General features: G+C 67.7%; 11 protein-coding genes. 2 read left to right on the top strand and 9 right to left on the bottom strand.

The window, feature by feature from the left end; translation table 11 throughout:
* Positions 1-3 precede the first annotated feature (3 nt).
* Positions 4-1,461: a bifunctional 2-methylcitrate dehydratase/aconitate hydratase gene (locus ABID97_RS19375; protein WP_354400079.1), complete on the bottom strand. Its 1,458-nt coding sequence runs from the start codon at positions 1,459-1,461 to the stop codon at positions 4-6.
* Positions 1,462-1,499: 38 nt separating this feature from the next.
* Positions 1,500-2,666, bottom strand: a complete 1,167-nt coding sequence (prpC, locus tag ABID97_RS19380; protein ID WP_354400081.1) for a bifunctional 2-methylcitrate synthase/citrate synthase — start codon at positions 2,664-2,666, stop codon at positions 1,500-1,502.
* Positions 2,667-2,845: 179 nt separating this feature from the next.
* Here prpC and ABID97_RS19385 point away from each other — a divergent pair, with 179 nt between their 5' ends.
* Complete coding sequence (locus ABID97_RS19385; protein ID WP_354400082.1) at positions 2,846-4,357, top strand: short-chain fatty acyl-CoA regulator family protein; 1,512 nt, start codon at positions 2,846-2,848, stop codon at positions 4,355-4,357.
* Here ABID97_RS19385 and ABID97_RS19390 read toward each other — a convergent pair.
* Positions 4,299-5,162, bottom strand: a complete 864-nt coding sequence (locus ABID97_RS19390) for a hypothetical protein (protein WP_354400083.1) — start codon at positions 5,160-5,162, stop codon at positions 4,299-4,301. The genes ABID97_RS19385 and ABID97_RS19390 overlap by 59 nt on opposite strands.
* Positions 5,163-5,210: 48 nt before the next feature.
* Positions 5,211-7,556, bottom strand: coding sequence for a 5-methyltetrahydropteroyltriglutamate--homocysteine S-methyltransferase (gene metE / locus ABID97_RS19395; RefSeq protein WP_354400085.1), 2,346 nt, complete (start codon positions 7,554-7,556; stop codon positions 5,211-5,213).
* A gap of 101 nt (positions 7,557-7,657) precedes the next feature.
* Here metE and ABID97_RS19400 point away from each other — a divergent pair, with 101 nt between their 5' ends.
* A complete protein-coding gene (locus tag ABID97_RS19400; protein ID WP_354400086.1) occupies positions 7,658-8,584 on the top strand; it encodes a LysR family transcriptional regulator in 927 nt (308 codons plus the stop codon).
* 17 nt (positions 8,585-8,601) lie between these two features.
* Here ABID97_RS19400 and mmsB read toward each other — a convergent pair whose 3' ends face one another.
* Genes mmsB through ABID97_RS19425 form a run of 5 tightly spaced genes read right to left on the bottom strand, consistent with a single transcriptional unit; the run spans position 8,602 to position 13,741 of the window.
* Positions 8,602-9,495 carry a 3-hydroxyisobutyrate dehydrogenase gene (mmsB, locus tag ABID97_RS19405; RefSeq protein ID WP_354400087.1) on the bottom strand — a complete coding sequence of 298 codons (894 nt, stop codon included), beginning with the start codon at positions 9,493-9,495 and terminating at the stop codon, positions 8,602-8,604.
* Between the two features lie 32 nt (positions 9,496-9,527).
* On the bottom strand, positions 9,528-10,643 hold the full coding sequence (locus ABID97_RS19410) for an enoyl-CoA hydratase/isomerase family protein (RefSeq protein ID WP_354400089.1): 1,116 nt from the start codon (positions 10,641-10,643) through the stop codon (positions 9,528-9,530).
* Between the two features lie 28 nt (positions 10,644-10,671).
* A complete protein-coding gene (locus ABID97_RS19415; RefSeq protein ID WP_354400090.1) occupies positions 10,672-11,826 on the bottom strand; it encodes an acyl-CoA dehydrogenase family protein in 1,155 nt (384 codons plus the stop codon).
* Positions 11,823-12,221, bottom strand: coding sequence for a lysozyme inhibitor LprI family protein (locus tag ABID97_RS19420; protein WP_354400091.1), 399 nt, complete (start codon positions 12,219-12,221; stop codon positions 11,823-11,825). Before ABID97_RS19420 ends, ABID97_RS19415 begins: the two co-directional genes overlap by 4 nt.
* Positions 12,218-13,741: a CoA-acylating methylmalonate-semialdehyde dehydrogenase gene (locus ABID97_RS19425; RefSeq protein WP_354400093.1), complete on the bottom strand. Its 1,524-nt coding sequence runs from the start codon at positions 13,739-13,741 to the stop codon at positions 12,218-12,220. The genes ABID97_RS19420 and ABID97_RS19425 overlap by 4 nt, the downstream gene beginning before the upstream one ends.
* Positions 13,742-13,855 lie beyond the last annotated feature (114 nt).

Raw genomic sequence — 13,855 nt, forward strand, 5'->3', positions numbered from 1 at the left:
GGGTCACGCGGCGGCATAGAGGTCGACATACGCGTGCACCGGCATGGCGTCGAGCTTCTTCGCATCGAGCGACACGTCGAGGATGGCCTGCTGCTGCTTCTGTGCGAAGCGGCGCGCCAGGTTGGTGCGGAACTTGGCTTCGAGCAGCGGTATGCCTTCGGCGCGGCGGCGCTTGTGGCCGATCGGATATTCGACGACCACCTCGGCAAGGCTGGTGCCGTCCTTGAACGCCACGGTCAGCGCGTTGGCGATGCTGCGCTTCTCGGGATCGTGGTAGTCGGCCGTGAAGCGCGGGTCTTCCACGCACACGATCCTGCTTCGCAGCGCATCGATGCGCGGATCGCTCGCCACGCCGTCTTCGTAGTCGGCGGCCGTGAGGCGCCCGAAGATCATCGGCACCGCCACCATGTACTGGATGCAGTGGTCGCGGTCGGCCGGGTTGTCGAGCGGCCCCTTCTTGTCGATGATGCGGATGCAGGCCTCGTGCGTGCGGATGGTCACGCGCTCGATGTCGTCCACCGTCTTGCCGGTGCGCTGCAATTGCGCATGCAGCGCCATGCCGGCCTCCACCGCCGTCTGGCTGTGGAACTCGGCCGGGAAGCTGATCTTGAACAGCACGTTCTCCATCACATAGCTGCCGTACGGTCGCTGGAACCTGAAGGGCTGGCCCTTGAACAGCACGTCGTAGAAGCCCCAGGTTCTGGCGCTGAGCACGCTCGGATAGCCCATCTCGCCGGTCTTCGCGATCAGCGCGAGCCGCACCGCGCGGCTGGTGGCGTCGCCCGCGGCCCAGCTCTTGCGGCTGCCGGTGTTGGGCGCATGGCGATAGGTACGCAGGCTCTGCCCGTCGACCCAGGCGAGCGACACGGCATTGACGATCTCGTCGCGCGAGAGGCCCATCAGGCGCGCCACCACCGCGGTCGAAGCCACCTTGACCAGCACCACGTGGTCGAGCCCCACCTTGTTGAACGAGTTCTCCAGTGCCAGGCAGCCCTGGATCTCGTGCGCCTGGATCATGGCCGTGAGCACGTCGCGCATCACGAGCGGCTGGCGCCCCGCGGCCACGGCGTTGCGGCTGAGCCAGTCGGCCGTGGCCAGGATGCCCCCGAGGTTGTCGCTCGGATGGCCCCACTCCGCCGCGAGCCAGGTGTCGTTGAAGTCGAGCCAGCGGATCATCGTGCCGATGTTGAATGCCGCCTGGACCGGGTCGAGCTGGTGCGGCGTGCCGGGCACCCTCGCGCCATGCGGCACCAGCGTGCCGGGCACGAGCGGGCCGAGCAGCTTGGTGCAGGCCGGGTACTCGAGCGCCTCGAGGCCGCAGCCGAGCGTGTCGACGAGGCAATGGCGCGCGGTCTCGAAAGCGAGCGCGCTGGTGATCTGCCGGTGCGCAAGCACGTAGTCGACGATGTCGACCAGCACCTGGTCGGGTTCGGGGCGGGTGTTGCTGATGGGAGCGGACATGGCTTTTCTTCTCTGTTGCGTTGAACGGTGCGATGCCTTCAGCGGCGGTCGGAGATCGGCACGAAGACCAGGTCTTCAGGGCCGGTGTAGTTGGCGCTGGGCCGGATGATCTTGTTGTCCTGCCGCTGCTCGATGATGTGCGCGGCCCATCCGCTGGTGCGCGCGATCACGAAGAGCGGCGTGAACATGGCGGTGGGTACGCCGAGCATGTGATAGCTCACGGCACTGAACCAGTCGAGGTTCGGGAACATCTTCTTCGCGTCCCACATCACGGCCTCGATGCGTTCGGCAATGTCGTACATGCGGGTGGAACCGGCCTCGTCCGAGAGCTCTTTCGCCACGCGCTTGATGACCGCGTTCCGCGGGTCCGACACGGTGTAGACCGGGTGGCCGAACCCGATGACGACTTCCTTGGCTTCCACGCGGCGGCGGATGTCGGCCTCGGCTGCATCGGGCGTGTCGTAGCGCTTCTGGATCTCGAAGGCCACCTCGTTGGCGCCGCCGTGCTTCGGCCCGCGCAACGCGCCGATGGCACCGGTGATGGCCGAATACACATCGGAGCCGGTGCCCGCCACCACGCGTGCGGTGAAGGTCGAGGCGTTGAACTCGTGCTCGGCGTAAAGGTTGAGCGAGGTGTGCATGGCACGCTCCCAGCTTGCCGATGGCGCCCTGCCGTGCAGCAGGTGCAGGAAGTGCGCACCGATCGACTCGTCGTCGGTCTCGACCTCGATGCGCCGGCCCTGCGTGGACCAGTGATACCAGTAGAGCAGCATCGAACCGAGCGAAGCCATGAGCCGGTCGGCGATGTCGCGTGCACCGGGCAGCGAGTGGTCGTCCTTCTCGGGCAGCACGCAGCCGAGCGCCGAGACGCCGGTGCGCATCACGTCCATCGGATGTGCGCTGGCGGGCAGGCGCTCCAGCGCCTCCTTCACACTTGCGGGCAGGCCGCGCATGGCCTTGAGGCGGCTCTTGTAGGCACGCAGCTCCGTGGCATGGGGCAGCTTGCCGTGCACCAGCAGGTGCGCGATTTCCTCGAACTCGCAGACATCGGCAATGTCGAGGATGTCGTAGCCACGGTAGTGCAGGTCGTTGCCGGTGCGGCCCACGGTGCACAGCGCGGTGTTGCCCGCGGCCACGCCGGAAAGCGCGACGGATTTCTTCGGCTTGAAGCCCGTGGCGGGCGCGTTCTCTGTCAGCAATGTCATGCCGTCTCCTCGAATGTTTGTGGATGAAGCTGCGGCGGGCCTGGGACGCACCTCGATCGGTCGGTCAGTGCATATTCGCAATTTACGCAAGATCGTGCCCATAATGAAGGACTGAATTGGCGAATGATTGCGAAGGCACTGTCGTCAAACTTGCGAATCTTGCGAAGAATGGATCGACGATGAAGAAGACCTTCATGGGCGTGCGCCTGCGGAGCCTGCGCGAGGAGCGCGGCCTGAGCCAATACGCGCTGGCCCAGCAGCTCGGCCTGTCACCCAGCTACCTGAACCAGATCGAGCAGAACCAGCGTCCGCTCACCGTGCCGGTGCTGCTGCGCCTGCACGCCACGCTGGGCGTCGACATCCAGGCCTTTTCGGAAGACGAAGAGGCGCGCCTGGTGGCCAGCCTGCGCGAAGCGCTGGCCGACAACCCCGGCGGCGATGCCGTCGCGCTTGCCGAGCTGCGCGAAGTGGCCACGCAGATGCCGGCCGTGGGCCGCGCGCTGGTGGCGCTTCACCAGCGGCACCGCGATGCGATGGAGCGGCTCGAAGCTCTGGCGGCCGAGCTCGGCGACGGCCGCGGCGATCTCGCGCGCATGCCGCAGGCGCGGCCGATGCCCTTCGAAGAGGTGCGCGATTTCTTCTTTGCGCACCAGAACCACATTGCGCCGCTCGACGATGCGGCCGAGGCGTTCTCCACGCAATGGCTACTGCGCGACGGCAATCCCGGCGACCGCCTGGCGCAAAGGCTGCTCGACGCGCATGGCGTGCGGGTGATTCCGGCCGAAGACGACGAAGGCGGCGCGCAACGCCGCTACGACCCGGCCACGCGCGTGCTGCGGCTTTCGCGCTACCTGGAGCCGGGCCAGCATGCGTTCCAGCTCGCAACCCAGCTCGCGCTCCTCGATGCCGGCGGCATGATCGACAAGCTGCTGGCCGACGCCCCGCTGTCGAGCGACACCGCGCGCTCACTCGCGCGCATCGGCCTGGCGAACTACTTCGCGGCCGCGCTGCTGCTGCCCTATGGTGTCTTTCTCGAAGCGGCCGAGCAGCTGCGCTACGACATCGACCAGCTCGCGCGGCGCTTCGGCGTAGGCTTCGAAACCATCTGCCACCGCCTGAGCTCGCTGCAGCGGCCCGAGGCGCGCGGCGTGCCGTTTTTTCTCGTGCGCGTCGATCGCGCGGGCAACATCTCGAAGCGGCAATCGGCCACGCACTTCCACTTCTCCAAGACCGGCGGCACCTGTCCGCTTTGGAACGTGTACGAGGCCTTCGCGCAGCCCGGCCGCGTGCTGACGCAATTGGCGCGCATGCCCGATGGCCGCGCCTACCTCTGGATCGCGCGCACGGTGTCGCACGGCTTCCGCGGCTACGGCTCGCCCGACAAGACGTTTTCCATTGGCCTGGGCTGCGACATCAGCCACGCGACGCGGCTCGTCTACGCCAAGGGGCTGGACCTGCGCGACCCCGAAGTGCCGACCCCCATCGGCCCCGGCTGCAAGGTGTGCGAGCGAGAGGCCTGCCCGCAGCGCGCCTTTCCGTTCGTGGGCCGGCCGCTCGACGTGGACGAGAACCAGAGCCGCTTCATGCCCTACGCCGTGGCGCCCGACAGGCATGCCACCGCACGCGCCCCCGTCAAGAACGCGGCCAGCCGCGCACCAGCGTCCGGATCGCCACGGCGCCGCTCGCCTTGACCTCGGCGCGGTAGGCCCCCACCAGCGCTTCGCGCTCGGCCGCGGCCTGGGGGTCGTTGCGCCAGGCCAGCAAGGCAGCAATGTCCGCATCGGGCAGTGCCGCGAGCAAGGCCTGCGTGACCTGCTTCTCGAACTCGCGCGCCACCGTCAGCAGGTTGCGCGGGCGCGGCGACGTGATGCCGCGCGACCACAGCGTGTCGACGGCCATGTCGAGCGTGCGGTCGGGCAAGGAAGTGAACTGGCCGGCATTGCCGCGCGCCAGTTGCTTGACGACGGAGCTCAGCAGCAGCTGGCTCGAGAAGTCGACTTCGCGCGTGTCGGCCACGGCCATGCGCTCGAGCAGTTCGGTGCGCGCGGGATCGGCCGGCTTGGCGCGCTCGCGGTTGAAGAACTCCAGCTTGCCCGCGTCGTCCATCGCGGCGTAGTCGGCGCGCAGCTTCGAGAAGCGGGCCACCGCGGCCTGCACCTGCGGGCCCGGCGCTGCGCCGCCCCTGCCGGCAGCGGCCACTTCCTGCTGGACGGCGGCCACCGAAGCCGACACGTCGAAGGAGCGCGCAGCCGCGGCGTCCAGGGCCTGGAGCGCCTTGCCGGCGATCGCCTGATCAGGCGGCTCCAGCAGCTGGCGTGCATCGCGCGACACCGCGCCCGGCGCATAGGCACCCTTGTAGCGCGCCTGCACGCCTTCGAACTGCATCAGGGCCTGGGCGCGGTCCTGCGACGACGCGAGCGCCGGCGCGAGCAGCAGGGACAGCAGAAGAACGGGTGCGAGAAGAAAGTGTCTCGTCGAAACTGGAAAGGCGGGCATGGCGCCATTATTGATTGGCACTGCCCCGGCCTTTCCGTCCCTTCCGCTTCAGGCGGCTGCCAGCTCCCTGCGCAGCAGCTTCGCGGCCGCCACCATGTTCGCGAGCGCCGCCTCGGTCTCGGGCCAGCCGCGGGTCTTGAGGCCGCAGTCGGGGTTGATCCAGAGGTTGCCGTGCGGCACCACGCCGGCGGCCTTGCGCATCAGGCGCACGATCTCGTCGACCGAGGGCACGCGTGGCGAATGGATGTCGTACACGCCGGGGCCGATCTCGTTCGGGTAGCGAAAGCCGCCCGCGTCCTGCTCGCCGCCGAAGCCGCGCAGCAGCTCCATGTCCGAGCGGCTGGTCTCGATGGTGATCACGTCGGCATCCATGGCCGCGATCTCCGGCAGGATGTCGTTGAACTCCGAATAGCACATGTGGGTGTGGATCTGTGTCTCGTCGCGCACGCCCGAGGCGCTGATGCGGAACGCGCGCGTGGCCGATTTCAGGTAGGCCGGCCAGCCCGCCCGGCGCAGCGGCAGGCCTTCGCGGATCGCGGGCTCGTCGATCTGCACGATGCCGATGCCGGCCGCCTCGAGGTCGGCCACCTCGTCGCGGATCGCCCAGGCAATCTGCTCGCAGGTGGTGCTGCGCGGCTGGTCGTTGCGCACGAACGACCATTGCAGGATGGTGACAGGGCCGGTCAGCATGCCCTTCATCGGCAGCCTGGTGAGGCCCTGCGCGTAGGCGGTCCACTCGACGGTCATGGGCGCGGGGCGCGCCACGTCGCCGAAGATGACCGGCGGCTTGACGCAGCGCGAGCCGTAAGACTGCACCCAGCCGTTGGCAGTGAAGGCAAAGCCGTCGAGCTGCTCGCCGAAGTACTCGACCATGTCGTTGCGCTCGGCCTCGCCATGCACCAGCACGTCGATGCCCAGCGCTTCCTGCTTGCGCACGGCCAGCGCGATCTCGGCGCGCATCTTCTCGCGGTAGCCCGCGAGGTCGAGCTCGCCGCGCCTGAATGCGGCGCGGGCCGCACGAATCTCCGCGGTCTGCGGGAACGAACCGATGGTGGTGGTCGGCAGCGCGGGCAACGCGAAGCGCGCGCGCTGCACGGCCTGGCGCTGCGCGAAGCCGGACGCCCGCTGGTCGTCGCCGGCCACGCTGCGTGCAAGCCGCAGCGCCACGTCGGCGCGGTGCACGCGCGGGCTGCCGCGCCGCGAGGCCGCCGCGGCGCGCGCGGCCTGGAGCTCTTCGGCCACCGAGCCTTCGCGGCCGTCGAGCACGGCACGCAGCACGCGCAATTCGCCGAGCTTCTCGACGGCAAAGGCGAGCCACGACTTGAGTTCCGCATCGAGCTTGCTTTCGGTTGCAAGGCTGAACGGCACATGCAGCAGCGAGCACGAAGGTGCGAGCCACAGCTCGCCGCGGTTCTTGTCCACCACCGGGCGCAGCGCGGCCAGGGCCGCATCGGGGTCGGTACGCCAGATGTTCCGGCCGTCGACAATGCCCACCGACAACACCTTGTGCGCCGACAGCCAGTCGGCCACGCCGGTCAGTTCCTGGGGCGAACGCACGGCGTCCACGTGCAGGCCGGCCACCGGAAGCTGGCAGGCCAGGCGCAGGTTTTCCGCGAGCGGCGAGAAGTACGTGGCCAGCAGCAGCTTGGGGGCGCTGCGGGCCAGCTGCCAGTAGGTGCGCTCGAAGGCGTTGCGCCAGGCATCGGGCAGGTCCAGTCCGAGGATGGGTTCGTCGATCTGCACCCACTCCACGCCCTGCTGCTTGAGGCGGTTCAGCACCTCTTCATACACGGGCAGCACTGCGTCGAGCAGCGAGAAGCGGTCGAAGCCGGCTTCTTTTTCCTTGCCGAGGTACAGGAAGCTCAGCGGGCCCAGCAGCACGGCCTTGACCGCATGCCCGGCCTGCTGCGCCTGCGCCACCTCGTCGAACAGCCGCGCCGATGCGAGCCTGAACTGCGTGGCGGCGGTGAACTCCGGCACGAGGTAGTGGTAGTTGGTGTCGAACCACTTGGTCATCTCCAGCGCGAAGGTGCCTTCGCTGCCGTGGGTGCAGCCGGCATCGTGCACGTGGCCGGCTTCATTTTCCACGCCGCGTGCCATCCTGAAGTAGCGGGGCAGCTCGGGCTCGTTGCCCTTGAAGCCGAAGCGCGCCGGCTCGCAGCCGAGCAGTTGGACATGGTTGGCCACGTGGTCATAGAAAGCAAAGTCGCCCACGGTCACGTAGTCGAGACCCGCGTCGCGCTGGGCCTGCCAGTGGCGCTCGCGCAGCTGTTCGCCAACGGCCTCGAGCGCGGCGCGGTCGATCTCGCCGCGCCAGTGCTTTTCGAGTGCGAATTTCAGTTCCCGGTTGGCGCCCATGCGCGGAAAGCCGAGGGTGTGGATGCGGGTGGTCATTGCAGGTATTCCGGTCGCTGGATCTGGAGAATCCGCAATGGTCGGGCTTTGAGGCATATGATTCAAACGAAACGTTTTGCCCTTTCACTTGAAATTCATTCATGTTGCAGTCGATCCTCGAAATACGCCACCTGCGCACGCTGGTGGCGCTGCGTGACACCGGCAGCCTGGTGCGCGCGGCGCAGTTGCTCAACCTCACGCAGTCGGCGCTGTCGCACCAGATCAAGCTGCTCGAAGACCGGTACGGCGCGCAGCTGTTCGAGCGCAAGTCGGTGCCGCCGCAGTTCAGCACCACGGGGCTCCGGCTCTTGCAGCTGGCCGATACCGCGCTGCCGCTGGTGGAAGAAGCCGAGCGCGACGTGGCACGGCTTGCCCTGGGACGCAGCGGTCAACTGCGCATCGTGGTCGAATGCCACACCTGCTTCGACTGGCTGATGCCGGCCATGGACGCCTTTCGCCAGCGCTGGCCCGAGATCGAGCTCGACATCGTTTCGGGCTTTCATCCCGACCCGATCGCGCTGGTGATGCAGAACCGCGCCGAGGTGGCGATCGTCTCGGAGCAAGATCCCGACGAAACGGTGGACTACCACGCGCTGTTCCGCTTCGAGATCGTGGCGCTGCTGGCCAACGACCACGCGCTCACTGCCAAGGCGCACCTCACGGCGCGGCATTTCGCAGACCAGACGCTCATCACCTACCCCGTGCCGGACGAGATGCTGGACATCGTGCGGCAGGTGCTGGCACCGGCTGGCGTTGCCCCCGCGCACCGGCGCACGACCGAGCTCACGGTCGCGATGCTGCAACTGGTGGCCAGCGGCCGCGGCGTGGCGACATTGCCGCTGTGGGCGGTGCAGAACTACCTGGACCGCGGCTACGTGACGGCGCGGCGCGTGGGCAGCAAGGGCCTGACCGGGCGGCTCTACATGGCCTGCACGCAGGGCACTTCGGGCCAGCCGTGGCTTGCGGACTTCGTGCGCATCACGCGCGAGAGCTGCTTCAAGAGCCTGCCGGGGATCGAGCTGCTTTGACGCGGCGCGGCGCCGCGCTACGCCTTCTGCACCAGCTTCAGCACGCTCGAGAAGTCGAGCGCGCCATGGCCCGCCAGGCTGTGGGCGGCGTAGAGGCTGCGGGCGAGGCCGCCCAGCGGCGTGGCGGCACGCACGGCGGTGGCGTTTTCCTGCGCCAGGCCCAGGTCCTTGAGCATCAGGTCGGTGCCGAAGCCGCCGGCATAGTTCTTCGATGCGGGCGCGGTTTCCATCACGCCCGGCATGGGGTTGTACTTTTCGAGCGCCCAGTTGCCGCCGGAGCTGCGGCGCATGATCTCGGACAGCACCTTGGGGTCGAGCCCGTTGGCCACGCCCAGCGCCAGCGCCTCCGACGTGCCGATCATCAGGATGCCGAGCAGCATGTTGTTGCAGATCTTCGCGGTCTGGCCCGCGCCCACGCCGCCGGCATGGAAGATGTTGGCACCCATCTTCTCGAGCACGGGGCGCGCACGTTCCAGGTCGTCGGTCTCGGCGCCGACCATGAAGGTCAGGGTGCCCGCGATCGCGCCGCCGGTGCCGCCGGAAACCGGCGCGTCGATCATCGCGATGCCCTTGGCCGCGGCGGCCTCGGCCACCTTGCGCGACGTGGCGGCGGCGATGGTGCTGCTGTCGATCACGAGCGCGCCGGCGCGGATGCTGTCCAGCAGCGCGGGCTTGCCCGCGCTGCCGAGGAACAGCGCTTCCACGTGCGCGCTGGCCGGCAGCATGCTGATGACCACGTCCGCGTCGGCCACCGATTCGGCGGCCGACGACGCGATGGCCAGGCCTTCGCCCGCGTACTTCTTGCAGGCCTCGCCGGAAAGGTCGAAGGCCTTGAGCGTGTAGCCTGCCTTGCGCAGGTTCAGCGCCATGGGGCCGCCCATGTGGCCGAGTCCGATGAATGCGATTTTCATTTGCTTGTCTCCGTGTATTTTGTTGAAGCGGCTCAGGCCAGCGCAGCCAGTTCGGCGGGCATCTCTCCGCGTGGGCGCAGGTGGTCTTCGATGAAGGCCGGCGTGATCTCCTCGAGGGTGGCGGGGTTCCAGCGCGGATTGCGGTCCTTGTCGATCAGCACCGCGCGGATGCCCTCGGCAAAGTCCTTGTGCGCGCAAAAGCCCAGCGATGCCCAGTATTCGAGCCGGAACACCTCGGCCAGCGACATGCGGTGCACGCGCTGCCAGAGCTCGAAGCTCAGCGCGGCCGAGCTCGGGGCGCCCTTCACGAAGGTTTTGGATGCGGACTGCAACCACGGGTCGTCGCTCTGCAGGTTGCGCAGGCGGTTCGCAATGTCGAGCAGGTCGTCGCCGGCCATCAGCGCGTTGATGGTGTCGTAGTGCTCGCGCACCTTCGAGGGCGGCATTTCGGCGCCCTCGCCGGCGCGCGCAAGAATGCGCGAGAGCTCGGCCCGGTCGGCCTTCTGCTCGCCGCGCCAGCTTGCCGCCGCAATGGCCTCGAGGACCTGGCCCTTGCGTTCATGTGGCACCAGCACGTCGGCCAATCCGCAGAAGATGGCATCGGCCGCGTTGAGGTTGGCGGCCGTGAGCGCCAGGAACAAGCCCGTGCGGCCGGGCGTGCGCCGGAGGAACCAGCTGCCGCCCACGTCGGGATACAGGCCGATGCTGATCTCGGGCATGGCGATGCGGCTCTGTGCCGTGACCACGCGGTGCGAGCAGCCCGACATCAGCCCCACGCCACCGCCCATGACGATGCCATGGCCCCAGCACAGCAATGGCTTGGGAAAGGTGTGGATCAGGTGGTCGAGCTCGTACTCCTCGCGGAAGAAATCTTCGGCATAGGGGTTGCGCGCAGGGCCGCATTCGAGCAGCGTCTGGTAGAGCTGGCGCAGGTCGCCGCCGGCGCAGAAGGCCTTCTCGCCCGCGGCCTGCAGCAGCACGCCCACGACGGCGTCGTCGGCTGCCCATTCGCGCAGCCTGGGCGTGAGCAGGCGCACCATGTCCACCGACAGCGCATTGAGCGAGGCGGGCACGTTGAGCGTGGCGGTGGCAAAGCGCTTGCCGCCGGCGGTCTTGATTTCGTCGAACAGAACTACGGAGTCGGTCATTGTCTTGAGGGGTTCCGGATGCGGGGTTTCAGCGGATGTCGCTGTCCCCTTCCAGCAATTTTCGCGCAACGATCACGCGCATGATCTCGTTGGTGCCTTCGAGGATCTGGTGCACGCGGGTATCGCGCACCAGACGCTCGAGCGGAAACTCGCTCAGGTAGCCGTAGCCGCCGTGCAGTTGCAGCGCATCGTTGCAGATGTTGAAGCCCGCGTCGGTCGCAAAGCGCTTGGCCATCGCGCAATAGGTGCTGGCATCGGCGTGGCCTGCATCGAGCTTGCTTGCCGCAAGCCGCACCATCTGCCGCGCCGCGACCAGTTCGGTCGCCATGTCGGCCAGCTTGAACTGCAGGGCCTGGAAGCTCGCGATCGGCTTGCCGAACTGCTGGCGTTCATGCAGGTAGCGGCGCGCGGCGTCGAGCGCGCCCTGCGCAGCGCCCACCGAGCAGGTCGCGATGTTGATGCGCCCGCCGTCCAGGCCCTTCATTGCGATGCGAAAGCCCTCGCCTTCCTTGCCCAGCAGGTTCCGGGCCGGCACGCGCACGTTGTCGAAGTTGATGGTGCGCGTGGGCTGGCTGTTCCAGCCCATCTTGTGCTCCTTCTTGCCATAGCTCACGCCCGGCGCATCGGCCGGCACCGCAAAGGCCGAGATGCCGCCCGCGCCGCCGCCGCCCGTGCGCGCCATGAGCACCAGCACGTCGGTCGCGCCCGCGCCCGAGATGAAGGCCTTGCCGCCATTGATGACGTATTCATCGCCCTGCAGCTCGGCGCGCGTCTTGAGCGAGCCCGCATCCGACCCGGCGCCAGGTTCGGTGAGGCAATAGGAAGCGAGCTTGCGGCCACTCGTCAGGTCTTCGCCCCACTGCTGCGCCACCGCGTCGGTCGCCCAGGTGCCGAGCATCCAGGTCGCCATGTTGTGGATCGTGATGAACGCCGTGGTCGAGGGATCGACCGCGGCCATCTCCTCGAACACCAGCGCGGAATCGAGCCGCGGCAGCCCGAGGCCGCCGATGCGCTCGGGTGCGTAGAGCCCGCAGAAGCCAAGCTCGCCGGCCTTGGCGATGGCCTCCTTCGGAAAGATGGCCTCGGCGTCCCACTGCGCCGCGTGGGGCGCGAACTCGGCTTCGGCGAAGTCGCGCGCGCTCTGCGCGAAGGCGTTCTGCTCTTCGGACAATTCGAAGTTCATTGCTCGCGGCCCTTCCAGCGATCCAGTTCGGCGGTCCTTTTCCGGGTCGATTTTTCCAGGCATGAGTTGAACACCAGCGGCCAGATGGAGCCGCCTTCGTTCGCTTTCGAGGCGCGTTTGCAAGCCGGGTCGCGGCCCCTGAGCCAGGCGCGCTGCTCGGTGCGCAAGTCGACGCGCAGCTGCGGCGACAGCGTCTTCATCACCTCGCCATAGCGGATGTTGAGCGCAGCATCGGCCGCACGAAAATCGCGCGCGGCGCAGGCATTCAGCTGCATCTGGTTGCCGTCGGGATTGCAGTCGTCCGGTCCGGCGTCACCGGCCGCCTGCGCGCCACCCGCGAGCAAGGCGAGCGCCGCGACCGCACCCCAGGCCGCAAGGCGAAGGCCGCGCCTCATTTGAGGCTGATCGTGGTGTTCACGCCGTGCGACACGGTGCTGTCGTCGAACCAGCGTGCCGTCACCGTCTTGGTCTGCGTGTAGAACATGATGACCTGCTTGCCATAAGGGCCCAGGTCGCCGAGCTTGGAAGCACGCGAGCCGGTGAACGAGAACATCGGCACCGGCACCGGGATCGGCACGTTGATGCCGACCTGGCCCACGTCGATGTCCTCCTGGAAGCGGCGCGCGGCGGCGCCCGACTGCGTGAAGATCGCCGTGCCGTTGCCGTTCGGGTTGCTGTTGATCAGCTCGATCGCCTCGTCGATGGTTTCCGCGTCGGCCACGCACAGCACCGGCCCGAACACTTCCTGGTCATAGATCGTCATGCCGGGCTTCACGCCCGAGAAGATCGTCGGGCCGACGAAGTTGCCCTTCTCGTAGCCCGGCACCGTGGGCTTGCGCCCGTCGAGTTCGAGCTTGGCGCCGTCGGCCACGCCGCGTTCGATGAGGCTGTTGACGCGGTCGAAGGCGGCGCACGACACCAGCGGTCCCACGTCCACGCCCTTTTCAGTACCGGCGCCGATCTTCAGCGTCCTGGCCTTGGCGATGAGTTCGGGCACCCAGTTGCGCGCCTCGCCCACCAGCACCGCGACCGACACCGCCATGCAGCGCTGCCCTGCCGCGCCGAAGCTCGCGCCGGCCAGTGCGTTGAGCGTCTGCTCCTTGTTGGCGTCGGGCATCACGATGGCGTGGTTCTTCGCGCCCATCATGCATTGCACGCGCTTGCCGGCCAAGGTGGCGCGGTTGTAGACGTGCGTGCCGACCTTGGTGGAACCGACGAAGCTGATCGCCTTGATGTCCTTGTGGTCGCAGATGCCGTTGACCACCGCCTCGCCGCCATGCACCACGTTCAGCACGCCGGGCGGAATGCCGGCTTCGAGCGCCAGCTCGCAAAGGCGCATGGTGACCATCGGGTCTTGCTCGGAAGGCTTCAGCACGAAGGTGTTGCCGGTGACGATGGCCATCGGGAACATCCACAGCGGGATCATGGCCGGGAAGTTGAACGGCGTGATGCCGGCGCACACGCCCAGCGGCTGCAGCAGCGTGTAGGTGTCGACACCGTTGGCCACGTTGTTGGCCAGCTCGCCGAGCTGCAGGTTGCCGATGTTCGATGCGTGCTCGACGACTTCGAGGCCGCGGAACACGTCGCCCTCGGCGTCGGGCAGCGTCTTGCCCTGCTCGGCCGTGAGGATCGCGGCCAGCTCGCCCATGTTCTCGCGGATGAGTTGCTGGTACTTGAGGAAGATGCGGGCGCGCGCGCCGAGGGGCGTCTTGCGCCAGGTCTTGAAGGCGTCCTTGGCCGAAGCCACGGCCGCGTCGAGCTCGGCCTGGGTGGCAAAGGGCACGCGGGCCAGCACTTCCTGCGTGGCCGGGTTGACGATGTCGCGCCATTCGCTGGTCTTCGATTCGACGAACTTGCCGCCGATCAACAACTTGACGGTGGCGACCTGGGTCTTGGGGGTGGTGGTGGCGTCCATGGGGTTTTGTCTCCTGTGAATACGGGCCTGATGGCAGGTTCAAGCCGCATCCTAGCTTTGCAGATTTGCCATGACAATAGACAAAATTGCGCTACGGCTTTGCAAAAACGCAAA

It is taken from the genome of Variovorax sp. OAS795 (assembly GCF_040546685.1).
GTDB lineage: Bacteria > Pseudomonadota > Gammaproteobacteria > Burkholderiales > Burkholderiaceae_C > Variovorax.